The 26686-nt window shown below is 35.2% G+C and carries 22 protein-coding genes, 2 pseudogenes and 3 other annotated features; of the genes and pseudogenes, 11 read left to right on the plus strand and 13 right to left on the minus strand.

What is annotated here, in order from left to right; all coding sequences use genetic code 11:
- Window positions 1-43 precede the first annotated feature (43 nt).
- Window positions 44-263, minus strand: a binding site (T-box leader).
- 9 nt (window positions 264-272) lie between these two features.
- Both ABH960_RS17745 and ABH960_RS17750 read right to left on the minus strand, forming a co-directional pair.
- The gene (locus ABH960_RS17745) at window positions 273-1349 is read right to left on the minus strand and encodes a bifunctional 3-deoxy-7-phosphoheptulonate synthase/chorismate mutase (RefSeq protein ID WP_002189979.1); all 1077 of its coding nucleotides are present in this window, start codon (window positions 1347-1349) and stop codon (window positions 273-275) included.
- A 194-nt stretch (window positions 1350-1543) separates the two neighbouring features.
- Window positions 1544-1778, minus strand: a binding site (T-box leader).
- Between the two features lie 54 nt (window positions 1779-1832).
- Window positions 1833-2069: a binding site (T-box leader), on the minus strand.
- A 108-nt stretch (window positions 2070-2177) separates the two neighbouring features.
- A complete protein-coding gene (locus ABH960_RS17750; RefSeq protein WP_404447129.1) occupies window positions 2178-5690 on the minus strand; it encodes a DUF4020 domain-containing protein in 3513 nt (1170 codons plus the stop codon).
- Window positions 5691-5840: 150 nt separating this feature from the next.
- On the opposite strand from ABH960_RS17750, the gene ABH960_RS17755 reads away from it, so the two are divergent.
- On the plus strand, window positions 5841-6278 hold the full coding sequence (locus ABH960_RS17755) for a YndM family protein (RefSeq protein WP_002032800.1): 438 nt from the start codon (window positions 5841-5843) through the stop codon (window positions 6276-6278).
- A gap of 245 nt (window positions 6279-6523) precedes the next feature.
- On the opposite strand, the gene ABH960_RS17760 is transcribed toward ABH960_RS17755, so the two are convergent.
- Window positions 6524-7048 (minus strand): cysteine hydrolase family protein, encoded by a 525-nt coding sequence (locus ABH960_RS17760; RefSeq protein WP_002032801.1) that lies wholly within the window; start codon window positions 7046-7048, stop codon window positions 6524-6526.
- A gap of 42 nt (window positions 7049-7090) precedes the next feature.
- The gene (locus ABH960_RS17765) at window positions 7091-7630 is read right to left on the minus strand and encodes a GNAT family N-acetyltransferase (protein ID WP_404447134.1); all 540 of its coding nucleotides are present in this window, start codon (window positions 7628-7630) and stop codon (window positions 7091-7093) included.
- 220 nt (window positions 7631-7850) lie between these two features.
- Here ABH960_RS17765 and ABH960_RS17770 point away from each other — a divergent pair, with 220 nt between their 5' ends.
- Window positions 7851-8351 carry a kinase gene (locus ABH960_RS17770; protein WP_002142252.1) on the plus strand — a complete coding sequence of 167 codons (501 nt, stop codon included), beginning with the start codon at window positions 7851-7853 and terminating at the stop codon, window positions 8349-8351.
- A 29-nt stretch (window positions 8352-8380) separates the two neighbouring features.
- Here ABH960_RS17770 and ABH960_RS17775 read toward each other — a convergent pair.
- From ABH960_RS17775 to ABH960_RS17785, 3 genes and pseudogenes are all read right to left on the minus strand, one after another.
- Window positions 8381-8680 (minus strand): annotated as a pseudogene (locus tag ABH960_RS17775) (hypothetical protein); the annotation flags it as partial.
- A gap of 53 nt (window positions 8681-8733) precedes the next feature.
- Entirely contained in the window at window positions 8734-10188 is a 1455-nt protein-coding gene (gene entB, locus ABH960_RS17780; RefSeq protein WP_404447137.1) for a cell wall-binding protein EntB, read from the minus strand.
- A gap of 216 nt (window positions 10189-10404) precedes the next feature.
- Window positions 10405-10896 (minus strand): nitroreductase, encoded by a 492-nt coding sequence (locus ABH960_RS17785; protein WP_113937548.1) that lies wholly within the window; start codon window positions 10894-10896, stop codon window positions 10405-10407.
- A 261-nt stretch (window positions 10897-11157) separates the two neighbouring features.
- Between ABH960_RS17785 and ABH960_RS17790 the strand changes: the two genes are divergently transcribed.
- The 4 genes from ABH960_RS17790 (at window position 11158) to ABH960_RS17805 (ending at window position 14685) form a co-directional block, all read left to right on the plus strand.
- Window positions 11158-11538, plus strand: a complete 381-nt coding sequence (locus ABH960_RS17790; RefSeq protein ID WP_404447141.1) for a VOC family protein — start codon at window positions 11158-11160, stop codon at window positions 11536-11538.
- A gap of 52 nt (window positions 11539-11590) precedes the next feature.
- On the plus strand, window positions 11591-12076 hold the full coding sequence (locus tag ABH960_RS17795; RefSeq protein ID WP_404447144.1) for a GNAT family N-acetyltransferase: 486 nt from the start codon (window positions 11591-11593) through the stop codon (window positions 12074-12076).
- Between the two features lie 217 nt (window positions 12077-12293).
- On the plus strand, window positions 12294-13631 hold the full coding sequence (locus ABH960_RS17800) for an FAD-binding oxidoreductase (protein WP_404447147.1): 1338 nt from the start codon (window positions 12294-12296) through the stop codon (window positions 13629-13631).
- Between the two features lie 217 nt (window positions 13632-13848).
- The gene (locus ABH960_RS17805; RefSeq protein WP_404447150.1) at window positions 13849-14685 is read left to right on the plus strand and encodes a COG4705 family protein; all 837 of its coding nucleotides are present in this window, start codon (window positions 13849-13851) and stop codon (window positions 14683-14685) included.
- A 335-nt stretch (window positions 14686-15020) separates the two neighbouring features.
- Here the strand turns inward: ABH960_RS17805 and ABH960_RS17810 are convergent, their stop codons facing one another.
- From ABH960_RS17810 to ABH960_RS17825, 4 genes are all read right to left on the minus strand, one after another.
- Complete coding sequence (locus tag ABH960_RS17810) at window positions 15021-16562, minus strand: MFS transporter (protein WP_088039610.1); 1542 nt, start codon at window positions 16560-16562, stop codon at window positions 15021-15023.
- Between the two features lie 11 nt (window positions 16563-16573).
- Window positions 16574-17158: a TetR/AcrR family transcriptional regulator gene (locus tag ABH960_RS17815; protein ID WP_088039611.1), complete on the minus strand. Its 585-nt coding sequence runs from the start codon at window positions 17156-17158 to the stop codon at window positions 16574-16576.
- 104 nt (window positions 17159-17262) lie between these two features.
- Window positions 17263-18261, minus strand: coding sequence for a hypothetical protein (locus ABH960_RS17820; RefSeq protein ID WP_088039612.1), 999 nt, complete (start codon window positions 18259-18261; stop codon window positions 17263-17265).
- Complete coding sequence (locus ABH960_RS17825; RefSeq protein WP_088039613.1) at window positions 18251-18829, minus strand: sigma-70 family RNA polymerase sigma factor; 579 nt, start codon at window positions 18827-18829, stop codon at window positions 18251-18253. The genes ABH960_RS17820 and ABH960_RS17825 overlap by 11 nt, the downstream gene beginning before the upstream one ends.
- A gap of 130 nt (window positions 18830-18959) precedes the next feature.
- Between ABH960_RS17825 and ABH960_RS17830 the strand changes: the two genes are divergently transcribed.
- Together ABH960_RS17830 and ABH960_RS17835 are read left to right on the plus strand one after the other, a co-directional pair.
- Window positions 18960-19442, plus strand: coding sequence for a hypothetical protein (locus tag ABH960_RS17830; RefSeq protein ID WP_404447155.1), 483 nt, complete (start codon window positions 18960-18962; stop codon window positions 19440-19442).
- Between the two features lie 219 nt (window positions 19443-19661).
- A complete protein-coding gene (locus ABH960_RS17835; RefSeq protein WP_113937555.1) occupies window positions 19662-20009 on the plus strand; it encodes a short-chain dehydrogenase in 348 nt (115 codons plus the stop codon).
- Window positions 20010-20289: 280 nt separating this feature from the next.
- Here ABH960_RS17835 and ABH960_RS17840 read toward each other — a convergent pair whose 3' ends face one another.
- Window positions 20290-21336: a DUF2332 domain-containing protein gene (locus ABH960_RS17840; RefSeq protein ID WP_404447158.1), complete on the minus strand. Its 1047-nt coding sequence runs from the start codon at window positions 21334-21336 to the stop codon at window positions 20290-20292.
- Between the two features lie 423 nt (window positions 21337-21759).
- On the opposite strand from ABH960_RS17840, the gene ABH960_RS17845 reads away from it, so the two are divergent.
- Window positions 21760-23262: a malate:quinone oxidoreductase gene (locus ABH960_RS17845; RefSeq protein ID WP_113937557.1), complete on the plus strand. Its 1503-nt coding sequence runs from the start codon at window positions 21760-21762 to the stop codon at window positions 23260-23262.
- 63 nt (window positions 23263-23325) lie between these two features.
- Here the strand turns inward: ABH960_RS17845 and ABH960_RS17850 are convergent.
- Window positions 23326-23778: pseudogene (locus tag ABH960_RS17850) on the minus strand (substrate-binding domain-containing protein); the annotation flags it as partial.
- A 237-nt stretch (window positions 23779-24015) separates the two neighbouring features.
- Here ABH960_RS17850 and ABH960_RS17855 point away from each other — a divergent pair.
- Together ABH960_RS17855 and lsrK are read left to right on the plus strand one after the other, a co-directional pair.
- Complete coding sequence (locus tag ABH960_RS17855) at window positions 24016-24963, plus strand: sugar-binding transcriptional regulator (protein WP_309514991.1); 948 nt, start codon at window positions 24016-24018, stop codon at window positions 24961-24963.
- On the plus strand, window positions 24948-26510 hold the full coding sequence (lsrK, locus tag ABH960_RS17860; RefSeq protein ID WP_404447162.1) for an autoinducer-2 kinase: 1563 nt from the start codon (window positions 24948-24950) through the stop codon (window positions 26508-26510). Before ABH960_RS17855 ends, lsrK begins: the two co-directional genes overlap by 16 nt.
- Window positions 26511-26686: the final 176 nt, after the last annotated feature.

Here is a 26686-nt window from a genome sequence, read left to right on the forward strand (position 1 = left end):
CCTTTACTATTTTTTTGTACAAAAAAGTCCCTACTGAGCGCTCAGTAGGGACGATGTTTATCGCGGTACCACCCTAGTTGTAGACTTCTTTCGTCTACCTCTCTTCTTCTTTAACGATCGTTTGACCGTCTTTCTCTCCAAAAGTTGGCGGGAAAGATGCTCCAAGGCTGTAATTCATGCTTACCTTTGTACTGATTCACACCGGCCATCAGCTCTCTTTAACAGTGAGATAAGCACTACTGTTTCCTCTTCAGCGCATTTATGATATGGAATTAAGATAATTTATTTTTGAAACCTTTTAACTCATCCATGAATCTATGGAATTCTGGAATATCCATTTGTTGCGCAGAATCTGATAACGCAACTGCTGGGTCTGGATGTACTTCCGCCATTACTGCATCTGCTCCAATTGCAAGTGCCGCTTTCGCTGTTGGTAATAATAAATCTCTACGTCCTGTTGAATGTGTTACGTCGACGATAACTGGTAAATGTGTTTCTTTCTTTAAAATCGGTACTGCTGAAATATCTAATGTGTTACGTGTCGCTCTCTCGTATGTGCGAATACCGCGCTCACAAAGAATAATTTGGTCATTACCTTGTGCAATAATGTATTCCGCTGCATTAATGAACTCATCAATTGTTGCTGCTAACCCACGTTTTAGTAATACTGGCTTGTTAACTTTACCTACAGCTCGTAGTAAATCAAAGTTTTGCATGTTACGTGCACCAACTTGAATTACATCAACGTAGTCTAGCGCCATTTCCACATCGTTCGGATTTAAAATTTCACTAATAATCGCTAAGTCGAACTCATCTGCTACTTGGCGTAAAATTTGTAAACCTTCTACTCCTAAACCTTGGAAATCGTATGGAGATGTTCTCGGTTTGAAAGCACCACCGCGCATTAATTTTAAGCCTTGGTCTTTCATAGCTTGCCCTACTTGGCGAACTTGCTCTAAACTTTCTACCGCACAAGGTCCCATAATGAACGTTTGTGTTCCGTTTCCAATCAATTCACCTTTAACATTAACAATTGTATTTTCTTTTTTCTTTTTACGTGAAACTAGTAATGCTTTACGGTTATCATCTTCTTGCAATTCTAAGCTAGCTTTGAAAATCGTTTTGAAAATATGTTGAATCGTTGACGTTTCGAATGGTCCTTCGTTATGCTCTGCAAGCATATCAAGTACTTCACGCTCACGTACTGGATCAAAGCGTTTCGTACCTTGTACTTGTTTTTGCTCTCCAATTTTTTGAACGATTTCACCGCGTTTGTTTAATAGGTGTAATAGTTGTAAGTTAATTTCATCTACCTGTTTACGTAATTGATCTAATTCGTGATTTGCCATTTGGAAATCCTCCTCTAATGTTTTAAAAGTATAGTAAGAGAATAAAAAATTCTCTATTTTCTGAACTGGTTAATTATACAAATTTAAAGTGGAATCGATACCTCTTCTTATTTTAAACTAATAATTACCATAAAGACACTAACTACTAGTTAATAAGCCACTTTTTTGTACAAAAAAGCCCTACTGATTCAATCAGTAGGGACGATATTTATCGCGGTACCACCCTAGTTGTAGACTTCTTTCGTCTACCTCTCTTCATTGTTAACGATCAATGTGACCGTCTTTCCCTTCATAAAGATACATATCTTTACTACGAAAAAGATGCTCCAGGACTGTAATTCGCTCTTGTTTTTGTACTGGTTCGCACCAACCACCAGCTCTCTGTTACAGGGAAACAACAACTACTTCTTTTCCTTTCAACGCGTGACTATTTTATTTTCAAGTTGGACCACTAAAATACAAAAATTCCCTACTGAATAAATCAGTAGGGACGATATTTATCGCGGTACCACCCTAGTTGTAGACTAACTTTCCGTCTACCTCTCTTCACTGTTAACGATCAATTGACCGCTTTTTCTTCATAAAGAAAATACTATCTTTACTATGAAAAAGATGCTCCAAGACTGTAATTCATGATTATCCCTGTACTGGTTCACACCAACCACCAGCTCTCTGTTACAGTAAGACTAACCACTACTGTGATCTCTTCATTGCACTTTGTTTATTCAAATGTTTTTGAAATTGAATAAGTATGATTCGTATTATAGAACGCTTTTCAAAACACTGTCAATAACTTTTTATATATTTTTTAAAAATTCCACTTCCGCCCTATGATTCCTCTTGTAAATTCTCCGTTACGATTCCGATGCGAATTATTTCATTTTCTATTAAATTTAATACATGTCTTTCTACTTCATACCTGGTTAATAGTTCTTTTATTTGTATAATCTCACTTTCAAATAAATCGGCTTCTTGACACGTCTGAAGTAAAGTAAAAAACACATTTGCATACAATTCTTTATACGCTTTCATACGCTCTTTCTTTTCAAGTATCTCTATAAACAACTGTTTCATTTCTTCTTGATTAGATTGTCCTTCCACACCTTGAAATTTACTCGAAATAATATTTAATCCTTTTTCTAAAACCTCATCCATGCATAAAACAATACGTAAAAGCATCATATATTCTCTCGTTGTTATTACGCCCATTTTCGGACGTTCTCTTAAAAACACACTAAGCCACGCTGTCCAAAATTTTTGTTGTTCCTTACCACTTAACGTTTTTACGTAGTAGCATAAATACTGCATAAATTTAATTTTATTCTCTTCGTTTTCTTGCATCAAAAGTGGATATAACCAATCTGTTTTTTGCTCCCAATATAATACGCATTTAATAAATACAAAGCTAAGCCATTTTAAAAATGCTTCTCTCGTATATGGATGTAGTGCATCTAAATGTTCTACTGCATACTTAATATATCGTCTTATTTCTGTAAACAAAGGTAGATTAATTTGCGTATAACATAATCCCGCCCACGCATATTTCGTAAGCTCACTTTCTTTCTTTAAATCTAAGTAAGGTAATACATTTTTCCGACACCATTGCTTCTCAATATGGTATAAAAACGTAATATCCGCTGTTAAACGCGCAAACATGAAATTCGTTCTTTCCGAAGTAACCCTTACCTGCTCCTCAAATAAAAATAAATATTCATACACGTTGCGATCGTATAAATGATCATATGCTAGCAGTTTTAGTAATACAGCAGTCATCTTCCCAACAGGATGCTGAATAGATTCATTGTAAAACTCTTGTTTTCCAATCTTAAAATCCGATTCCCCTCTCATAACTTGTGGAAGTACAGAAAAAGCAAAGCGTTTTACAATCCTTATACTATTTTCATCTAGCTCTTCTAATCGATTACTAATTTCATATAGAAAACTACTAATTAACCAATGAAAAGCAGTATTTCTAATAAATTTCTGCAATAACGGAATGATTTTTTGAATTTGTTCATTCGCCAAATTCCGGTTATTTCGCCACTCTCTAATACATACAAACCATACTTCATTACTAATTTCGTGCACGCCTACTAGTTGATAAGCAAACGAAATACTCCACTCTACATTCAATTTACACGCTTTTGATAACATCTCTAAAAAATGGCGTTGCTCAAAAACACCGTCTCTTGAAAATTGCCGAACTTGCTCCATTATTTCATCGTCTTTCAGCTGCAGTAATCCATCAGCTGTTACATTGCATGTAATACGTTGTTCATTTGCCTCTTTCTTTGGAACACTGTATAGATCTGAAGAAAAATGGGGGTGTTTCTGTTTCATTAGCTCGTATCCTTCCGCCGTACACTTACTATTCGAATCACACGTGAATAGTAAGTCTAATACAAGACAAGCATCAAACGCCCTCTCTTCTGCAAGATACTCTAATACATGTTGAATTACTTCTTCTTTCGTTTCCTCTAAAGCATCTGCGTAATAATTCTTTAAAAGTTGAAACACTTCATGTTTACATGTGAAATCTAACAGAACATCCACATGTAACAACCACTTCAGTTTGTCATCCGCTGTAACGAATACATTATTAATCATTGCTTCAATTGCAATTCGCTTTTGAAGTACACTATCAGTTTCTATCATTTCTGTAATATAATGATTTGCTTTTTTCTCATTGTTTTCACATAAATATGTAAGACACTCTTTTACAATTTGAATTAAAAATGTAAAATCATTTTGCTGTAACTCCTGCTCTGAAATTTCTCTATCTCTTCTTTTCAGTGCATTTTGTCTTAATGACAATAGTTGTATCTTTTCTAACCCCGTAACCATAATCGGATTTGCGTAGTAAGCGATATGTGGTCTCATTTTCTCTTTCCAAATTCGCTCCACATGAGAAAAAATAGGCATCGGTATACGACTCGATTCCTCGAGTTCAATCGACTCTTGCGTATCATTTCCCCATCTTCTTACACGCTTCAATTTAAGTTTCCCGTCTAAAATAAACGTTAATAGCAACAAGCCAATTTCTTTATGCTCAGGGAAAGAACATTTTTGCAATAAATATGTGATCATTTCAATAGAGCTACTATCTTTCTCTGCTGTTTCTAATAAAAGCAATGTCCATCTTGCAAACAACAAAGGGTCCATCGTTTCTTTCGTTTCGTTTAAGTAAGTACAAATTGTTCGCCACCATAACGGGGATATTTTAGAATGATTTTTAAAAATCAATTGAAATAGTTCTTTTTGATGACTAAATAGAAATTGCTCCACCAACCATTCCGCAAGCAATTCATCTACTTCATCATAATTTGCTGTAAGCAGAAATAAATTTCTTAGTTTCCCTTCTGCTTCAAGCCATTCCACCCATTCATAATCACGAGCAAATTCAACGAAGTACCGAACGGTTTCAATTTTTTTTATTGACTGTTTTATATAGGATAATTGCTCCTGCTCTACTGATGGAGGAACGGTCACAATATCACGAATACGCATTCTTTTCGTAATATAATTATCCCCCATTAATTCCGCCCACCGCTTCACCGCTTTCACAAGCGCCTGATGATTATTTGCTTTATTCGGATACACAATCGGTCTTATCCCTAAATGCTCCCAATGATATGTATTATCACCTTGTGCGACGAAAGCATAACGCCTTGTACTCGGTGGTAAGCCTGTTGCTAAATATTTCATTACAGGATCATTATGACTATACCCAACGAATAAAACAGTGTAATTTGAGAATAAATCAACTAAAAATCGTCTCGCCCATCCTTCTGTTAAGTAAGCCCTTCCAAAATCACCATCCGTTAAAATTAAAGCTTCTTTCTCTTGTTCTACATTCCCATGTATGTAAGCCAACCCTTTAAACGCTCTCCCTGTCGGTAAAGCAGGTGCATAATAAATATTCAGCTCTCTATTCATTTCTGTAATTACAGACGTAAAATGTTGATCAAAGTTTGTCGTTATAATTCGAACATCCGTATCTAACGGAAACAGCTTTGGAATCGCATAGTGTAATGGATTTGGTTTTGATTTTTCTATATTAACGAGGTCTCTTGCAACTTGATGCACATCTTTCGTTTTCGCAATTTTACCGAGATAATAATCGTGGGGTTCTGTCATCTCACGCCTTTCGACATATAAAGCTTTCGAAATTTCATCAACTAAATCATCGAAATTCGGTAAGTTTGATTTCCCCTTCATAGAAACTCCTGCTCCAACGAATAATACTAACTTACCTTGTTCAAGGTGATCGATTAACTCATCTGGAATTTCTACTTCTGAAGTTATCCACATCCCGGATTCCCCCTTACCTAAAAATGTCATACGCTCTCATTTCACTATAACATTTTTTAATTGTTTTTTTAATATTTAGATAAAATTTCAGCATGATAAAGTTTTATATAAATTAAACCGTTCCAATGTATGAACTCCTGAATTTATTGTAAAACTATGTATAAATGGGAGGTGTAAATATTGAGTGATATTACTGTAATACTTATCAAATTTATATCATGCATCATCGCTTTTAGTATCGGACTAGCTCTATTTTTCCCAGCAACGCTCGTCCAAATCATTTCTTTTAGTCTCTTCGTCACAATCGTTTCTTATATGTTTGTTGATAAAATTATTTTAAATCGAATTGGCAATTCCGCTGCCATTATGACGGATTTCTTACTTACGTATTTAAGCGTTTGGATTTTTGGTAATATTTTATTAGACAACTACATGCAAATTGCATGGGGCAGTATCCTTTCTGCCATCGTCTTTACATTATCAGAAGTAATCGTCCATCGCTTTTCTAATTCCCACACAAGGCACAGCAATGATAACATTCGAATTAATCGCCGGTTTGCATATGGCACGGAGTTTGCTGAAGAACAGAATGTGTTGGATAAAGATAAGAAGAAATAAAGCCATAATTACTGGTGCAAAAAAGTAGCTGTCTCATCAGTCGAATTTTTGACGATGTGGCGCTCCTTTTTGTTTTTTGTACTATCAATACGGTGAATGAAATTATATTAACGATTTTGGAAATATATCTATCGTAACTCTAATTATATCAACGATTCGACAAGAAATATCGATTTATCGACAACGTTTGATAGCCTATCTTCAAATAAAAAAGCTGCCCCATTAAGAGACAGCAACTTCTGTAATTACGCTTTTACTTTTAAATCTTTTAACGTAATAACATCTGCAAATGATCCAAATACAACATTATGATGTTTTACAATATCTTCAGCGCGTAATACATCTGTGTCAAATGTGCTATGTGCATCACTTACTAATGTTACTTTATACCCTTCACTAAACGCTCTTCGCGTTGTCGTATCAACACAGTACTCTGTTTGCATTCCTGAAATAATAACATGCTCAATCCCTTTTCCTTGTAACACTTCGTTTAAGTTTGTCTTATGGAATGAGTCTGGAGTCGTCTTTTCAACGACAAGCTCCCCTTCTCGCGGTGCAATCGCCGCATGTACTTTCCAACCATCTGTCCCTTTTTCTAATGGATGATCCTTAGGTCCATTATGTTGGACATAAATAACCGGAATACCATTTGAACGACATTCCCCAATGAGCTCTTGCAACGTTTCTAAAAACTTTTCCCCATTATGTACTGGGATTCCTGCTGTATACATACCCGCTTGCACATCAATAACTAGTAATGCCTTTTTCATTTCACACAGCTCCCTTTATTTTTATAAGCCCCTGCATATTTATTATAATTGTTTATATTCTACCATCCAACAATCTTCTAATTTCCCTTCATGCAGTTCATGTTTCTCTAGTACTTTCACCTTTTTAAACCCGCATTTTTCATAACAGCTTATCGCACGTTCATTATTTACTTTAGGATCCATCGCTATCGCTTCTGCTCCTAAGTTCTCCATTATGTATGTAATTGCTGCTTGAACAAGTTTTGTTCCAATTCCTTTTCCCCAAAAAATCGGTTCACCGATAAATTGGTCCATTCCCCATACATTCTGCGATTCTCCATATCCATATAACGCTTTCCATTCAGAATCAACTGGATACATTTGAATGTAACCGATTGGCATTTCATCAAATTCTACTAAGCATCTTTTTTCATTACTGTTTGGATTATGTATAAAATGGGCAAGCACCTTTTCTACAGATTGCGGATTATCTCGTCCTTCGTAATACTGTAGGACTTCTGGGTTTGTTAGCCATTTTGAAATGATAGATGCATCGTTTTTTATTACGTATCTAACTAATAATTGTCCCTTTTGGAATAACATAGGTCACCTCCTTATTAGTTACTCTTATAATAACTTTTCTATATGCGGATAGTAAATTTGTCAAACAGCTTTACTTGCATAATCCCACAATAAGAAATTATCCTGTTCAACCTATACTGAGTATCATAAACTATTATTTAACTAACTAAAAGAATGTTTCCCATAATGAAGTTCTTTTGTAACAGGACCTAAAAAACTAAAACAATTTGGAGATGATACTTTGAAATCAACATTAATTATTCTTCGAGGAAACTCCGCAAGCGGCAAGACAACTATCGCAAAAGAACTGCAAGAGCATTTCGGGCAAGGAACACTTCTAGTCTCACAAGACGTTGTGCGCAGAGATATGCTAAAAGTTCACGATACAATGGGTAACTTATCTCATGATTTACTATTTGAAATTACGAAGTACGGAAAAGGAAAATGTGAATTTGTTATTTTAGAAGGTATTCTAAACAGCGGTAGATATGGAGATATGTTAAAAGAATTAATACATTATTTTGACGACGCACATACATATTACTTCGATTTATCACTAGAGGAAACCATTAGACGACATAATACAAGAGAAAAACGACATGAGTTTGGTGAGGATTTATTAAGTAAATGGTATAACCCTCACGATACAATTGAAGTTGATAAAGAAACTATTTTTACAGATGATTTCATACAAAAAGACATCTTTCATGCGATTCTTAATGATGTGACACATCAAAAATAAGACTGACTTTTTATGTCAGTCTTATTCTTTTATGTTCCTTGAATTTCAGTTTTCATAACGGAACAATCTTTACATACATAATAATATATATTCATTTCCCCAAACTGGAAATCAACTACTGAAATAAGTTCCCGTTCTTCAAGATCTTGTGTAATTGTAGCAACATATTTCATCTCTTTCGAACAAGTTGGACATCCTAAATCTTCTGGAACATCACCATATAAAGGCGCTCCTAACAATCTACATATATATTCCGAACCGAATAAGTCAAAAGCTTCCCAGTAACTATCTTCATCAGTAGGTATATCTTCATTTTTCATATTCGTTAAAAATAAAAGCCAGTCTCAATAAAGAGAACTGACTTCTATTTGGATAACCATTATTATAAAACTTTTACTTTAACAGTTTGTCTTCCCCAGTTCATAGCTTTACTTTTTGAACCCATTAAAACATCAATACGATTTCCTTTAATAGCACTACCAGTATCACCAGCAATAGCTTCTCCATAACCTTCTACCCATACTTTAGATCCTAATGGGATTACCTTCGGATCTACTGCAATAATTCTCATATTAGGATTTGCCGTTAAATCATGACCCATCGCAGTTAAAACGCGTCCACCATATGTACCATTTTCACTTGGATCAGCAGTATATGCTGTCGCTACTACCGTTAATTCACGTTTAGCAGACTGTGTGTTATTTTTAGATACTTCTTGTGTCTTTGTTGCTTCTTTTGCTTTCGCTTCTTCTTTCGCTTTTTCTATTTCTCGTGCTTGCGCTTCTTCCTTAGCCTTTGCTATTTCCTGCGCTTTTGCTTTTGCTTCTTCTTTTGCTTTTTCTATTTCTCGTGCTTTTGCTTCTTCCTTAGCCTTTGCTATTTCTTGTGCTTTTGTTTCTTCCTTTTCTTTTTCCATTTCTCGTGCTTTTGCTTCTTCCTTAGCTTTTGCTATTTCTTGCGCTCTTGCTTCTTCCTTTGCTTTTTCCATTTCTCGTACTTTTGCTTCTTCCTTTGCCCTTGCTATTTCTTGCGCTTTCGCTTCTTCTTTTACTTTTTCTATTTCCTGTACTTTTGCTTCTTCTTTAGGCTTTACTATTTCTTCTGCTTTCGTTTCTTCCTTAACTTTTACTCTCTCTGTTACTTTCGCTTCTTCTTTAGGCTTTACTATTTCTTCTGCTTTCGTTTCTTCCTTAACTTTTACTCTCTCTGTTACTTTCGCTTCTTCTTTAGGCTTTACTATTTCTTCTACTTTCGTTTCTTTCTGCTCTTTTGTTGTTTCTTTCGCTTTTGCTATTTCTTGTACTTTTGCTTCTTTCTGCGTTTTTACTTCTTCCTTTGCTTTAACTGCTTTTTGTACTTTCGCTACTCGCTTCGTTTTCTCTTCAGCTTTCTTTTCAATTGGTGCTGTACTTGATAGGAAAGAAACATTTGCATAAGCTGTTTTTCCTTTATACTCAAATTGCAGCCAGCCATCTTTTACTTGATGTGTTGATTCAATTACATCATCTTGTTTCAGTCTGCCAAGAATTTCTGATTCTGTGTTTGCTTCAGTACGTACATTTAACAAATTTGCTGTTACATGGTAAATATCTTTTGTAAACTCCGAACTTACAAATACTTCTTTACCATTTAACTCAATTTTTGACCACCCATCTTCGGTATTTATGACTTTTAACTCTTGCCCATTTTTTACTTTTTCGACAACTTTTGATTCTGTAGTCGGTTTTTCACGTACATTGAGTACATCTGCTGTTACGATCGTTTCTGCGGTAACAGTTGTAGTAAATGCCCCCAATCCAAAAAACGTTGCTGTTGCTGCGCCAATTATTTTTTTCATAATAGCCTCCATTACATTTTTTTGAATTCTATGAAATCCTTCCATTAAATTAGGGAATTCCACAGAGTATCAAAACATTTGTAACAGTATATTAATACCACTTAATATACTGTTTTTAAAACTTCCTACTCCAATATTATCAAATTTTCATTTCTAATTCTATACATTATAAATCTATTTATCTTCTATAAACTCTTCATGACCTTCTACTTCACACTAGATAGTTGTCGCAATTCCTGCCAAGAATAAACTTACAATTGCTAAAAATGGCGTTCCAGCTATTGCACCTCTTAAGTGAAACTTATAGTCTTTATATCCTTTCATTCCCTCAGTACTAGGAATAACAACAAATCTTGGAGTAATCCAGCAAAATATAAGCCAATCGATTATTAATAAATCTACTAAATTGAAAATCATTACAATCCCAAAAGTATGTAAATAGGCTTCAATATACAATAATTCCCCGTGGTGATGTAGTATATATGTAGAAACTAAAGGCGTTCCGAAGAGAATAATATTGTAAATAATTCCGAAATAAAATGTTTGTTTTTTCTCATTTATCGATTTTGGCAAAACTACTTTTTGAATATCTTTCGGATAATCATTTAACCAAAGGCGAGGATTATAATATGTAGACCCTAATATCATAATAGACAGTATAAAAGACATGGAAATACCGACAATCACCATTTGTTCAAATTGCCCCACAAATGTCCCTCCTTATTTGAAATTTTGACGTACGTAATTCACTTAATTAGACATTGTATGCATGTTATGACTTAAAAATCATCTAATACCATTAATAAAATTTTTTCATTACAATCCGCTTTTTCCTAACGTCCATTCTTATTTCTTGCAATATGCATGCAAATTTAATAAAGTGAACATCTAATTAGTGTTGTTGAATTTCGCTAATTATTACAGAGTGCATATTTTCAAATTTACATAAAGATAGGATTGGTGAAACGAATGAAAATCGAACATATAGCAATTTGGGTAAATGATTTAGAATTAATGCGTACTTTCTATACAAAGTACTTTAATGGTAAAGCAAACTCTTTATATCATAACGAAGCAAAGCAATTTGAATCTTATTTTATTGCGTTCGAATCTGGAGCAAGGCTTGAACTTATGCGTAAAAAAGGTATAGAAAATGAGCCTAACCTTAATATTACTGGTTATGCACATATGGCATTCTCAGTTGGAAGTGAAGAACGTGTAAATGAACTAACAAAAACGTTAAAAGAAGCTGGTTCTCCTTTATTAAATGGACCACGTTTCACTGGAGATGGCTATTACGAAAGTGTAATTAGTGATCCGGAAGGCAATCAAATAGAGATCACTATTTAACTATCGTTTATCTTTTCTGAAGAACAAATAAAAATTCGTTTGGAGGAACCCTATGCATAAACTGCATTTCAAAAAATTTGAAGCAACAGATTTTAGTCCATATTTCCAGCTCGTATCAAATGAAAGAGTGATGGCACAAATTACAGAGCGTGCTATTCCGCTAGAAGAGGCACAAAACGACTATGAAAAATTGTTAAGGCGCAATGAAAAGCATAAACTGTTTGGGTCTTATAAAGTTTATGACAGTGCAACAAATGAATTTATCGGCCTTGGACATGTAACAGTGAATGAAGATAATATAAAAGAAGCTGAAATTGGGTATATGATTTTGCCAGAGCACTGGGGAAAAAGATATGGTAGTTATATTGCAAGAGAATTAATTGAAATAGCGAAGCAGACAGATGTAAACGTACTAAAGGCAATTATCGATCCAAACAATATCCCCTCTCGAAAAATTTTATTAAACGCTGGTTTTACATCAGATATAGTTTGTGAGATTGATGGATTACCTGGGGAAATTTTAAGTATATATATTTAACTTTATTAAGGCAATGCTGCATTTGAGATACATGTAGTGTTGCCTTTTATTCATTATCTCGATTCCCCGATAGGCCCGAAAATCCCATTCTAGGAATAATCCCCCTCACTCATTCATCTACTTATAACGTATAGTCAGTTCTATTTTTCTATTTGATTTTACAACTGACGAATAACATTTTAGATAATTTATTTTGTGACAAGGAGAGAAGACTTAAATGAGTAATCAAAATATTGAACTTACAGGACGTATCGTAACCCCCGGAAATCCAGAATATAATTCCGCTCGAGAGGAATTCAACACATTTTTCAACAAATTCCCATTAATCATTGTCTTTGCTCAAAATACACAGGATGTAGTAAATGCAGTTCGCTGGTCGAGACAGCATAACGTACCTATGCGCATGCGCTCTGGTCGTCATAATTACGAAGGGTTATCCGTTAACAATGCTGGAATTGTAATTGATGTAAGTGAAATGAAGCAATTAGAAATAGATCATAATGGTGGGACTATTACGATCGGAACTGGATGGAGAAACCTTTCTTTAACTGAAACGCTCGCGGCTGAAGGATTAGTTGTGCCAAGCGGAGTTTGTCCCACTCCTGGTATTGAAGGTGTGACATTAGGCGGTGGACATAGTATACTCTCCCGTCCATGGGGATTAACTCTTGATCATTTAATTGAGCTAGAAATGGTTGACGCCAACGGTTGTATTATACGAGCCAACGCTAGTCATAATTCTGATCTCTACTGGGCATATCGAGGTGCAGGTGGTGGTAACTTTGGAATATGTACTTCCTTCAAGTTTCGAACACATAAAATTAATACAGTGGGATTTGCAGAAATTAGTTGGGGCTTAAAAGATTTAAAACCTGTACTAAAGTCATGGCAAGAATATACCCTCCCTTGCGCTGATAAGCGATTTACAAGCACCCTCTTCATGTCTTCAGGGGTAGAACCATCGTTATTGATGCAAGGAGTATTCCTAGGTTCAGTCCAACAATTGCAAGCACTTCTACAGCCATTATTACAAACTGGTTTACCATTAACAGTAACTATAAATGAAATACCTTGGGTAGAAGCTGCAACACGAATTGCTGCAACACAGCCTATAGCGCCTTTACCATTTAAAAGTGTAGGTCCATATTTGTATGCACTATTGCCTGAAGAAGCACTCACGATCATCGAGCACTTTATAAACAATTCACCGCAGCATGCAACAACCTCTCTATTTTTCCATGGATTAGGCGGAGCCGTAGCTGAAATATCGAACGAAGCTACAGCTTATTTTTACCGAAAAGCACTTTCGAACATGTCAATATTCTCCACTTGGGATCAAGAAGAAGGTGCTGCCGCAAGCATTCGATGGACCGAAGATTTCCGATTAGCAATGTTACCATACACAAAAGGCGTTTACGTTAATACACCTGACCTTTCCATTAAAGATTGGCCAGATGCTTACTATAGCTGTAACTTTGATCGGTTAATGGAAGTAAAGGCTAAATATGACCCGAAAAATGTTTTCAACTTCCCGCAAAGTATTCCGCCCTTTTAATAGTCGATACTGACATTTATAGTTTATATTTCTAGCAAAAAAGGAACGATTCTTTCCATAAAAATTATGGGAAGAATCGTTCTTTTTCTATGCTGGATGTATTTCATTTCTTTTTTCATCTTTTTTTAATGTTCTTTTCATCCTAATTTCATCTGAATCTCATTCTTATTAGTTACACTCAGTTTATACATAAATAACTAGTAAGGAGGAATCATATATGAAAAATTATGAGACGGACCAAAATAAGAATAGAAATAATATCCCTCTTCCTGATGAAGTCACTTCTGTTTCATCACGAGGTTGGCAGATGCTGAGCAAAGTTCCAGAAGTCACGATTTTCTTCTGGATTATCAAAATCATGGCAACTACAGTGGGCGAAACAGGCGCGGACTTCTTAAATACAAACTTGAACTTCGGCTTGACTAAAACGACCTTTGTTATGAGTGCTCTCTTGTTTATAACACTGTTCTTCCAGTTCAGGTTGAAGAAGTATGTTCCCTCGGTTTACTGGCTCACTGTTTTGCTAATTAGCGTTGTTGGCACGCTGGTCACCGACAATCTTACGGACAACTTCGGGATCGCTTTAGAGACTACAACCATCGTTTTCACCCTTTTGCTACTGGCAACTTTTGCTACTTGGTATGTGAGTGAGAAGACACTGTCCATTCACTCTATTTACACAACAAAACGTGAAGTATTCTACTGGTTGGCTATCCTATTCACCTTCGCATTAGGTACTGCAGCTGGTGATCTCGTAGCAGAAAGTCTCAACTTAGGTTACTTGATTTCAGCGCTCATATTTGCCGCATTAATTGGGGCTGTATCCATCGCTTACTACCGCTTCAAATTAAATGCAGTGTTGGCCTTTTGGATCGCTTATATTTTAACTCGTCCTTTCGGCGCCTCTTTTGGAGATTATTTATCACAGCCTCACAATTCCGGTGGTCTTGGTCTCGGTACCGTGGGAACTAGCGTAATTTTCCTCGCAATAATCTTGAGCTTAGTTATTTATTTGACCAAGACGAAAAAAGACGTGAACCCGAGCGTACATTAATATATATTTTATCTGAACCTTAAAATAGGTGACATGATTTCATAATCGTTAGTACAAATTTCAACCAAAAGAAAATAAAAAGGCAATACTAGCGGTCGTATTGCCTTTTTATAAAACAAATCTACTCCATCCGGAAAAAATGCTTCTAGAGCTTTTTATATGTTTGTGTTGGATGATTCTTCCCTAATACTGTCTGAAGTCTCTATGATTTTTTTGTGTTTACTTATATAATCCCTCCTGCGGACATCATACTTTTGTAACCATAGTAAAAGTAAAAATATTTAACTAGGTGTACATTCGTCAATTTGTTTACATAATAATATTATGTAAAAAAACTAACCTTTTAACGAAATTGTACCTTTTTTCCTACTAACATACATACTAACTACATTACTAATGAGCGCTAAAGTAAAAATAACTGCACCCATTAAAAATGTTTTATTAAAACTATATACAATTCCTTGTTTATGTTGCTGCTTCATCTGTTCGTATAACTTGTTAGCCTCTTCAGACTTTAATATGCTGTATTTCTTTTTATCAATTCCTTTCATCGCTTGCAACACCTGTTCTCTTTCTATAGTTGTTACATTACTTTTTTCAATCACAGTCATTACTTCTTTATTTACTTTTTCTTTTTCAACTAACAATTGATGATTCAAAAACATGACCAGTATTGCTACCCCTACAATACTTCCGACCGTTCTAGAGATATTACATACGCTTGAAGCAACACCTGTTTTCTCCGCCGGCACACTTAAAACCGCAGTTGTTGTATATGGTGCTAATGTGCACCCTGTTCCAATTCCAACGATCACTAATCGCCATATATAATCCCATGTAGTAAAGTTTGAATCTATATGACTAAATAAATACGAGGCTATAATAAAAGCAATCATCCCTATACTACCTATTAATAAACTACCTCGTTTCGCCGCAATTGGTGTTACTAACCCTGTAACAATCATTGAAACAATTGCTAAAGTACTAATAATTAAGCCTGACTGTAGCTCAGACATACCTTCTACTTGAACGAAATAAAAAGCAAGTATAAATAGAAAGTTCATTAATCCCATACCAACGAAAAATAAGGAAAGATTTGAAATTGAAAACTCTTTATATGAAAACAACTTTAAAGGTAACATCGGATTATTACTTTTCTTTTCGATAATGAAAAATAATATAAAACTTATTAATGAGAGCATAAAAAGAAGAATTAAGCTTAACGTGCTTAATTGATTTGTATTTACTTGTATAAGTGCATATACAAGTAAGCATAGTGCAGATGCAGAAGTAATCATACCCGCCCAATCTATTTTAGAACTTGCAGTATGATCATACGATTCTTTAATACAAAGAATCACGAAGATTAAAGATAATATACCTACTGGGACATTTATAAAAAACACCCAGCTCCAATTCAATTTATCAGTTAAAACACCACCTAGTGAAGGCCCAATTGCCGCTGCTAACCCTCCGAAAGCCCCCATAATACCGCCTATCATACCTTGTTTCTCTTTCGGTACTAACTTTAGACCAAGAGGCATAGCAACTGGTACGATAACCGCTGCTGAGATTCCTTGTATTATCCTAAAGGCTATTAATGTATGAAAAGAAGTGGCAATACCACACATTAGTGAACTAATAGAAAACCCTAATAAACCGATAATATACAGCTTCTTGCGACCAAACTGGTCCGCAAGACGTGCTGCAATTAATAAACACGATACAAAGGCAACGTTATAACTATTAGTAATCCAAGAAATGGTGTCAATTGACGTATGAAATGTCTTTGTCATTTCTGGTAATGCGATATTCACAATGTTTGAATCTAAAATTGCCATAAAAAACCCTGCAATTAATGCAAATGTATTCCTCAATTCCCCTACCCCTATTCGTTTTCTTTATTTAAAATCCCATTCATAAATAAATTTACACATGTCCCTATATACTCTTCTAACTGAATTTCTTCTTCCGCTATACTAACATTCATAATGTATAAAAACAGTTGTCCATAAAACATATTCGCTATTAAACGATAGTTACATGAAGCAATATGCCCCTTCTCTCCAAGTTGTTTTAAATAGGTTTCTAAATGATCTACTAAATGTGAATTCAACTCATGCAGTAACGTTTTCATTTCACTATTTTGTCTTGATTCTATTAACGCAGCCCAAATATAATTTAGCTTCGGCAAATTGATTTGAATATATGTTTCTGCCACTTTCGTAAGGTCCTTTTGTAAATCGCCAGTAAATTGCTCTTCTATTTCCTCTAACAAAGCCACTGGTGTCGTGCGTAAAATAATACTTTCTCTAAATAGGTTCTCCTTATTTTTAAAATTACGGAATATCGTTAATTCGCTTACCCCAGCTTTTTCTGCCACTTCACGAATTGTTGTCGCTGTATACCCCTTCTCACCGAATAATAAAGTAGCAGCCTCCATAACTTTCTCTCGCGCTGTTAATTTCCCCATTTTTATTCCTCCATCCAATATGTAAGTAAGTGATTACTAACATATTATCATAAAAAGAAAAATGAAAGTAACTAGTTACTTTCATTTTTCTGAAATTTCATTATCTATTCAACAACCGAAAGTAAAATTTTCTCCAGTTCTTTTTTAGATAACATACTATCGTTTATATACACTTGATATGCATTTTCCCCTTCTTTTGCAGGTACAACCATTTTCATAGCCCGTACATGTGACACTTTATACTCTCCAAATGTAACATCATACCCATTTAGTTTATATTTCTTTATATCTCCAGAAAAATTAGGTCCTCTTTCAGAGGGTTTATCAAATGGCCTGTCAATAAAATAATCTTTATATTCTCCCTCAATGATTTCAAAAAGATGAATTGTAAAACCTAATTCTGCATCTGAAGTATGTGGCTGTTTTTTTACATTACGATTTTCATATCTCATCGTAATAAGCGGCATAGGTTTTCCTAATGTCGCTTCGGCTTTTACCTCTTCAAATACTAGTTGATGTCCAACTGGAATATATGTAGGATGCTTAATCGGAAAACCAGTTATTTTTTCAGCTTGTTCAAAAGTATAGGTAAAATGCTGATTTATTCTATCTTCATATGTATTTAATTGTTCCATTACCTCTTTATCTCTTTTTTCTTCATCAGCATTTAGACGATCGGTAGCTGTATATTGTCTTTTTCCATTCTCTACGACACTTACTTTCTTATAAAAATGGTACGATTCCTGTAATAAAGCAACATACTTTTCAAAGTCCTCTTCTGTAAATATACTTTTAGCAATTTCTATACGTTCCATTACCCCATTATAACCATCCTCAGTCATTCCCATATCTTGCCTTGCTTCTTCTGGTGTCCCAACAATTTTATCCATTAATGTTGTACCCGCAAAAGTACCGGTTGGTATAAGAACAGCCGCAGCTATAAAGCCAAATAATAACTTTTTCTTCATAGAAGTTTTTCCTTTATTTTTCATTTGTTGATATTTATGAAAAGAAGTTTGTACTTTATTTTCTAGATTAGCAGTTGGTTCGATTGATCCCGCTTTTCTTTTCAATTCATTCGTTATATATTTTTCAAAATCCATTTACTTCTCCCTCCCTTATGTCTGGCATATGCTCCATTTCTGTCCTTAATCGTTTTAACGCTGTATGTAATCGAGATTTCACTGTGCCAACAGGGATTTGAAGAAGCACTGCAATTTCATCTAAGCTATATTCATGGAAATAACGCATAATAACGACTTCACGATGCTTATACGATAATTTTTGTACAACTTCTGCTAATTCATTACGTGTTTCTTTATGTAAAATGCCCTCATCCATTATATAAGACCTGTCTTGCTCATACATTTTCTTCTTTTCAAAGATTCGAAATCGCCGCCACGATTTACGACGCCAATCTTGCACTTGTTTTACAACGATACCATGTAACCAAAAACGAAATGAACGGTTCATATCATAATTCGTTACTGACTTCCACATTTTGATGTACACTTCATTAACTATATCGTCTACATCTTGGTGTTGATTCCCTAATAAAAATACTACTGTTCTATAAATATCTTTACAGGTGTATTCATAAATAACTTGAAAGGCTTCTTGGTCTCCGGACTCCATTTTATATAGCCATTCTTTAAATTCTACTTCATCCAAAATTACGTTCCCCTCTCATGATCTTTCACACTATATTCGTCCGTTTCACACAAAAGGTTCATTTTACACAAAAATTTATTTATTACAATAAAAATATAATATATATTTTACAGAAAGGAGGATTCGTATAATGAACAAAGAAGACAAAATTTATGCTGAAAAGGTATTAAAACAACTCTTTATAGGAGCGAAAGTTGATGGGGTTCAATTTGGTATTTCTTCAGCAACTATAAAGATTCTTTTTACAGATTTTGAAGCTGCAGTGGATTATGATGGACAATTACATGTCAACATTGAATCGAAATGGTGTTTATTTAATACTCCACCTGAAAAATATCCATCTAATGAGGATGAATTTGACGATTATACTGAGGAAGAAGAATATAAGAGAATATTTGAAATGAGAAGAAAAAAAGTTACAGACATACAATTAGGTAAGGCAACTCCGCATTTAATTATTACATTTGAAAATGGGCAAATCATGTTTGTAAATGGTTTTCATGACTATTATGAATGCTGGCAAGCTGGGGTCCAATTTGAGGATTGGCTTGTAGTTGCTGCACCTGGAAATGAAATCGCTACTTGGACTCCTGATGAGTTCAAAAATAAATAAAAAGTTGATTTTCGTGAAGAAGCATCGAAGATAGTTTACAAATTAGCCTAACAATATACATTATCATCATTTAAATTAGCAAGTCAATTTCTAAGTTCTTTTAGTGAAAAAGAAAGGTTTTCGTCAATTCATGTTACCCTCTATATAAAGAATACAATGATTTAAACGTAAACGAATATCTCCTTATTAAAATTATATACCTGTGAAAGGATGATAAAGATGCCTTGTGTTCATGATTTTGGAATAATTGATGATTTCAATCATCAAAAAAATTACAATGAGTATACCCCAGAGAAATATCATTGTGTTTCTATTGATGATGATATTATCAGTAGTTTTAATCAACATTTATCAATCATGAAAACGTACTTTCATACATTCAAGAACCCAGAATATGGTTTAGCTTATTGGGGTATCACAATTATTCCACCTGAGTCATTATCAATATTTTATGAAGCAGTTACCTCTTCAAGGTACTTTAAAGATTCTGTTGAACTTACTGAACTGGCTTCAAAAATTGTACAAGCAACAGCAGAGCAAAAATACATGATACATTATGGAGTATAAATGTATTTCTAAGTTTCGTTTACTGTATTTTTCTTGTACGAATATTTATTACAATGTGACTGTTAAACGAGTGATTAAATTTAAAAGAATTACATAATGATTCAAAAAATGCTTTGGATTTCTCCCAAGCATTTTTGTGTGCTACTTATATTTTTATTCCTGTAACCATTTATACCGTGATTTAGCTTTTTTCTCCATGTTGTTCGAACTACTCAAGATTCTTCCCTCATCTTATTGATTTGAAATATACATGATAAAGCCCATGACCAGTAGAGTTACCTTAGCATAACGTCTTATCCCCAAGCCCCCAACTAAACCATTTTCCATGTCCTTCCGTTTCCCCAACCGTTTCACAATATTCGTTTCCGTTAATATAATAATCAATATGAAGGTCCCGGTCCCACATGTTGTTATATAGGTGGAATACATCACGTTTTGCACCAATTTCTTTAATTTGTTTTTCTAGCGTATGTTTCACATCTTCTGGTATTTGATTCGCTACATGTGTATGGAAAATACAAATCACTGCATCTTCCCTTATTTGATCTACAATGGATGGTAGAAGCACTACACCATCTCCTTCAATTAATTGCACTGATTGTTCTTTTACAAGTTCTGCCGCTTGATTGAATAGTACCAGTCTTCCTTTATGTTCTGGCCAAATAAGCGCTCGTAACCATAAATAGTCTTCGTCATCATTTAAATCGTTCACGTGTAAATCTAGTCCGATTCTTTCTACGACAGGTGGACTTTGTTTTAGCAAATACGGCATATTATCCCCTCTTATTTCAGAGGTTAAATGAACATTCGATTGTGTATTTCCATACACTTCTTCCATTCCATATGAATAACTATATTGATCCCAAAATAGTTGTAATCCTGAACTTGTACCAATTTCTATTAACGCTAACGGTTTGTTCACTTTATTAAATATGTAACAGAAACTTGGATACAAATAGGCACATCTTCTTACTTCATTCGTTTGAACGAGTTTCGTTTGTAATAAAGTAATTATTTCTTCACGATATACATGGCAAAAATCTTTAAATTGGTGAAAGGCATTTTCAAAATTTATATCAGCATTTTCAACTAAACTTTGATAATAGTTTTTTAAACTGTGCTCTTTTCCTTTTAACAATAAATAATGGACTGCACCTAATAATAAGTTTGGGACTGGTTGACCAGGTTGTGCGTAGGAAGCCAACGTAAGAACTTCCTCATCTTCAGAAATTTTTATTGATAAATATTCGTATAAGTCACTAGATCCTTTACATTCATTCACAGAAAAGTTTCGAAATAAGTTTGCGACTTGTTCTTTTGTAAGCATTGGTATCCCTCCTTAATTATTTTCAGAATAATCTTATCATCTATTTGTTATTTTTTTCAAATAAGATGTAATAAAAACAGATTTTTACAAATTCTCAAAGATTAAAACTTAAAAATAAAAGTATTAGTAAGTTTTTTTGAGATAACATCAAACTGGAATTCTTCTCCAAATCCCGCTTTACTACAATGCTTTTTACCCTTATGGCAGAAGAATTCTACAAAATAAAGCGTTAAATAGTTTAAAATTATCAGATAACACTAGATATTTTAGTCTATTAATTATTATAATAGAGTATGAGATGGTTATATAATTGAGACAAAAAAGGTAAATACCTAGGTGGGGCCTAGGCGGTGTTTTCTTTTTACGGCTTAGATATAAAAACACCTACTCTTTTTTGCCAATATAGGGGATGGAGAGATTATCATGAGCAACATGCAGCAAAAAACAGACGTTATCTTAATTGGCGCTGGAATTATGAGCGCAACGTTAGGATCATTACTTAAAGAATTGGCACCTGAATGGGAAATTAAAGTATTTGAAAAACTCACAAATGCCGGAGAAGAAAGTTCTAACGAATGGAATAATGCTGGTACAGGACATTCTGCGCTATGTGAGCTTAACTATACATCCGAAAAATCTGACGGGTCTATAGATATTGGTAAAGCTGTAAAAGTAAATGAGCAATTTCAACTCTCAAGACAATTTTGGGCGTATCTTGTTAAGAAAAACTTAATTCGTAATCCACAAGATTTTATTATGCCACTACCTCATATGAGTTTGGTGCAAGGGGAAAAAAATGTAGAGTTTCTAAAAAACCGTTTTGAAGCGCTTTCAAAAAACGCTCTATTCCAAGGAATGGAATTTTCTGATGCTCCTGACACATTAAAAAAATGGCTTCCACTCATTATGGAAGGCCGTAACTCTAATGAACCAATGGCTGCAACGAAAATTGACTCTGGAACAGATGTTAACTTCGGTGCGTTAACGCGCATGTTATTTGATTACTTAAAAACTAAAAATGTTGAGCTAAACTACAAACATAGTGTTGAAAATATTAAACGCACGAAGAATGGTTTGTGGGAAGTAAAAGTTCACGATATGAATAGTGGCAAAATCGAACATCATACTGCGAAATTCGTCTTTATCGGCGGCGGTGGCGGTAGTCTACCTCTACTTCAAAAGACTGGTATTCCTGAGTCAAAACATATTGGAGGATTCCCAGTAAGTGGACTATTTATGGTATGTAAAAACCCAAAAGTTGTAGAGCAGCATCATGCAAAAGTATACGGAAAAGCTAAAGTTGGTGCTCCGCCAATGTCTGTACCTCACCTTGATACAAGATATATAGACAACAAAAAAGCTTTACTGTTTGGACCATTTGCAGGCTTCTCACCTAAATTCTTAAAAACTGGCTCAAACCTTGATTTAATTGGTTCTGTAAAACCGAATAACGTCTTAACGATGTTAGCAGCCGGTGTAAAAGAAATGGGATTAACAAAATACTTAATCCAACAAGTTATGTTATCACACGAAAAGCGTATGGAAGAATTACGTGAGTTTATTCCGAACGCTAAAAGTGAAGATTGGGATACTGTCGTTGCTGGACAACGTGTGCAGGTAATTAAAGATACTGATGCAGGTGGTAAAGGAACACTTCAATTTGGTACAGAAGTTGTTAGTGCAAATGACGGATCAATCGCTGCGTTACTTGGTGCTTCTCCAGGTGCTTCTACTGCGGTTCACGTTATGCTTGAAGTATTAGAAAAATGCTTCCCAGAACGTATACTAGAATGGGAGCCAAAGATAAAAGAAATGGTCCCTTCTTACGGCGTGTCACTTACGGAAAATCCAAGACTGTTCCAAGAGCTTCACGCTTCAACAGGACGCACACTTGGGTTAAATGAAAAAGAAGCTGTTCACAATTAATGAATAGACTAAAAAAACGACATAATAAAAACGTCCGATATATTCGGACGTTTTTATTTTCTACTAGAAATTATACTTATCAATATTATCCTTCGTAAATACAACTCGTTCAGGAAGTACGATAATACCGTTTCCTTCTACCTCATAGTCATACCCTTGAATTGAGTTTGGTTCTACTCTCACTTTGCTGATTCCTTTCACTTCAAAGCTGTCCCCTACTTTTAACTTCTTCCCTTTTACAACAATTTCATTTGCAACATACGTTGCGAGGGCACCTTGTTGTTTAACATCCCATAAACCGAATTGTTGTACTGTTCCTCGTTTTACATAATCACGCATAACACTTGGTGTTGAAAATCCAGTTACGGCTACTTTTTTATCCATTTCCAAATTTCCAGCAGCTTACGCCATCGCTGGAAGTGCCGTTGCATCTGGACATATTAATGCGTTAATATCTGGATACCTTTTTAAAATAATCTCTCCTACTGATAAAGATTTTTGCGTATTATTTTCACCAGACTATTTATCCCACATTAACGGGCAATAAGACTCCCACCTCAAAATTCGGCTGGAGCAAAGAAGTTAGGTGGGAGATCAACTGCCCGTAAACGCCCGATTGGTGAGAGCTAATAATCAGTGGGGATGAATACCCCCCCACTGATTAAAGTTTCACTTTATCGCTTCAACTGGAATAAACAAAATAACGAGCACATATGTTTAAGCAGTGGTCAATTGTTGAAAGGGATGAAGAGCATGTCACAGCTGAATTTTGAAGACAATTTGTTAACAAAAGTAGCTTGGTACTATTATAAAGATCAATTAACCCAGCAAGAAATTGCTTCACTTCTTCACATTTCAAGAAATAAAGTCGTTCGGTTGTTAGATAAAGCACGGACGGAAGGTGTCGTCACATTTCACGTAAAAGGTACTGGTTTGCACTGTTTAAGCATCGAACGTGATCTTATGAAAAAATTCCATCTAAAAGATGCTTTCGTTATTCCAACGCCAACTGAAGATTATGCATTTTCACTCGGAAAAGCTGCCGCACAATATTTAGAAACTCAATTGCAACAAGGTGATTTACTTGGGATTGGCTGGGGAGAGACGATAAGTAAAATGCTAGAAAACATTCATTTTGATAGCTCTATGAGTCTTTCAATCGTTACTCTTACAGGAGGCGTAAATCACTATATTCCAAGAAATCAAAGCTATTTAAACTACATGCAAGGCGATCTTCATATTATTCCTACCCCTTTTCTAACATCTACAAACGAAATGACACAAATTATTCTATCTGAACCGAGCGTGAAAGATATGCTTCACGTCGCTTCACTCGCTCATACAGCAGTAGTTGGCATTGGCAGCTTATCTCAAGACGCCACAATTGTGAAAGAAGAAAAATTAACACTACGTGAAATGACTTATATACGTAGTCAAAACGGGGCTGGAGATATTTTAGGGCAATTTTATAATACTGACGGAAAACAATTAGAACTTCCCCATCATAACCGTCTTATCGGCACACCACTCTCTGTTCTTCAAAATATGAAACATGTCGTTGGTGTAGCTGGCGGTACGGAAAAGATAGCTGCAATTTACGGCGCCTTAAAAGGAAAGTTCATTCATACATTAATTACCGATGAAGAAACTGCCCTCTCCTTATTAAGAAAGGAAGGTGACTCTCAATGTCTACTCTATTAGCTTACGACGCTGGTACAGGGAGCATTCGAGCAGTTCTTTTTGATTTAAACGGTAATCAACTTGCTGTTAGTCAAAAAGAATGGATTCATAAATCAGATAGTCGTTACCCTGGTTCTATGAATTTTGATGTAACTGAAAACTGGCAGCTCGTTCAACAATGTACGAAAGAGGTTCTTCAAAAAAGTAATACGTCCTCCTCTTCTATTAAAGGTATTAGTGCAACGAGTATGCGTGAAGGCTTTGTTTTATACGATAAAAACGGGCAGGAAATATGGGCTTGTGCAAATGTTGATGGCCGCGCGTCAGCGGAAGTTAGTGAACTAAAACAAATTCGTTCCGAAATTGAAAAGGATTTATATAAAAAATCTGGTCAAACTTTTTCATTAGGTGCTTTACCTCGCTTACTTTGGATTAAAAAACATGAACCAGACGTGTACAGGAGCATTCATTCTTTCACGATGTTAAACGATTGGATTTTATATAAATTGTGCGGCGTACTACAAATTGATCCTTCAAACGGATGTACGTCCGGTATATTCGATTTACAAAATAGAGCTTGGGATAACTGGGTTGCTGAGCAATGCGGTCTTACTCTATCCTTTTCTCCAAAAGTAAATGAAGCTGGTACAGTTATCGGGAATATCACAAAACGAAGTGCTGAGTTAACAGGATTACATGAAGGAACACCGGTCGTTGCTGGCGGCGGAGATGCACAAATGGCATCGCTTGGAACTGGAGTTGTAAAGCCTGAACAAACATTTATATGCGGAGGCAGTTTTTGGCAACAAGAAGTAAATATAACAAAACCAGAAACTGATCCAAATGCGGCGATTCGTGTTAATTGCCACGTCATTCCTAACCTATGGCAATACGAAACAATTGCTTTCTTCCCTGGCCTTGTTATGAGGTGGTTTCGAGATGCCTTTTGCCATGAAGAAAAACGGCTCGCTGAAAAACTCGGTGTAGATGCTTATGAATTACTAGAAGAACAAGCGAAAGAAGTTCCTGTAGGCTCACATGGCATAATCCCCACTTTTTCAAATGTAATGAATTATATTTCTTGGCGACATGCTGCACCATCCTTTTTAAATTTAAGTTTAGATGCTGAAAAATGCGGTAAAAAAGAAATGTTCCGGGCAATAGAAGAAAATGCCGCCTTCGTTACATTCGGCAACTTGAAATTAATAGAGGCTCTCACAGGGAAATTTCCTTCTGAAGTGATTTTTGCTGGCGGCGCTGCTAAAGGAAAACTTTGGCCGCAAATTCTTTCAGACGTTCTTGGAATCCCAGTGAAAGTACCAGTTGTAAAAGAAGCGGCAGCTTTAGGAACTGCAATTGCTGCTGGGGTTGGTGCTGGCATATATTCATCTATGGCAGCGACTGCCGAACAGTTTGTACAGTGGGAAAAAACATTTGAGCCAGTCACTGAAAATCATGAACTATATAAGGAATTCTATGAAACATGGAAAACTGTGTATAACAGTCAGCTCGCTTTAGCCGATAAAGGGCTTACCTCACATATGTGGATTGCACCCGGTGCTCTGTAACACATTACATAAAGTGAAACTTTAATCAGTGGGGGGTTTGTTCCTCCCCCACTGATTATTAGTTGAACCAATCGGGCGTTTACGGGCAGTTGACCTCCCCCTAACTTCTTTGCTCCAGCCAAATTTTGAGATGGGAGTTTTACTGCCCGTTAACGCGGGATAAAGGAGTGAAATGT

Origin of the sequence: Bacillus sp. RC252 (assembly GCF_044909215.1) — a bacterium.
GTDB classification, from domain to species: Bacteria; Bacillota; Bacilli; order Bacillales; family Bacillaceae_G; genus Bacillus_A; species Bacillus_A mycoides.

Excerpts from the sequence above, each read along its gene's own strand:
- ABH960_RS17795 (WP_404447144.1), top strand. The coding sequence starts at position 11,591 with ATGCATAAACTGCATTTCAAAAAATTTGAAGCAACAGATTTTAGTCCA.
- ABH960_RS17820 (WP_088039612.1), bottom strand. The coding sequence starts at position 18,261 with ATGGATTTTGAAAAATATATAACGAATGAATTGAAAAGAAAAGCGGGA.
- ABH960_RS17830 (WP_404447155.1), top strand. The coding sequence starts at position 18,960 with ATGAACAAAGAAGACAAAATTTATGCTGAAAAGGTATTAAAACAACTC.
- ABH960_RS17840 (WP_404447158.1), bottom strand. The coding sequence starts at position 21,336 with ATGCTTACAAAAGAACAAGTCGCAAACTTATTTCGAAACTTTTCTGTG.
- entB (WP_404447137.1), bottom strand. The coding sequence starts at position 10,188 with ATGAAAAAAATAATTGGCGCAGCAACAGCAACGTTTTTTGGATTGGGG.
- ABH960_RS17805 (WP_404447150.1), top strand. The coding sequence starts at position 13,849 with ATGAAAAATTATGAGACGGACCAAAATAAGAATAGAAATAATATCCCT.
- ABH960_RS17745 (WP_002189979.1), bottom strand. The coding sequence starts at position 1,349 with ATGGCAAATCACGAATTAGATCAATTACGTAAACAGGTAGATGAAATT.
- ABH960_RS17800 (WP_404447147.1), top strand. The coding sequence starts at position 12,294 with ATGAGTAATCAAAATATTGAACTTACAGGACGTATCGTAACCCCCGGA.
- lsrK (WP_404447162.1), top strand. The coding sequence starts at position 24,948 with ATGTCTACTCTATTAGCTTACGACGCTGGTACAGGGAGCATTCGAGCA.
- ABH960_RS17760 (WP_002032801.1), bottom strand. The coding sequence starts at position 7,048 with ATGAAAAAGGCATTACTAGTTATTGATGTGCAAGCGGGTATGTATACA.
- ABH960_RS17765 (WP_404447134.1), bottom strand. The coding sequence starts at position 7,630 with ATGTTATTCCAAAAGGGACAATTATTAGTTAGATACGTAATAAAAAAC.
- ABH960_RS17835 (WP_113937555.1), top strand. The coding sequence starts at position 19,662 with ATGCCTTGTGTTCATGATTTTGGAATAATTGATGATTTCAATCATCAA.
- ABH960_RS17815 (WP_088039611.1), bottom strand. The coding sequence starts at position 17,158 with ATGGGGAAATTAACAGCGCGAGAGAAAGTTATGGAGGCTGCTACTTTA.
- ABH960_RS17845 (WP_113937557.1), top strand. The coding sequence starts at position 21,760 with ATGAGCAACATGCAGCAAAAAACAGACGTTATCTTAATTGGCGCTGGA.
- ABH960_RS17750 (WP_404447129.1), bottom strand. The coding sequence starts at position 5,690 with ATGACATTTTTAGGTAAGGGGGAATCCGGGATGTGGATAACTTCAGAA.
- ABH960_RS17855 (WP_309514991.1), top strand. The coding sequence starts at position 24,016 with ATGTCACAGCTGAATTTTGAAGACAATTTGTTAACAAAAGTAGCTTGG.
- ABH960_RS17790 (WP_404447141.1), top strand. The coding sequence starts at position 11,158 with ATGAAAATCGAACATATAGCAATTTGGGTAAATGATTTAGAATTAATG.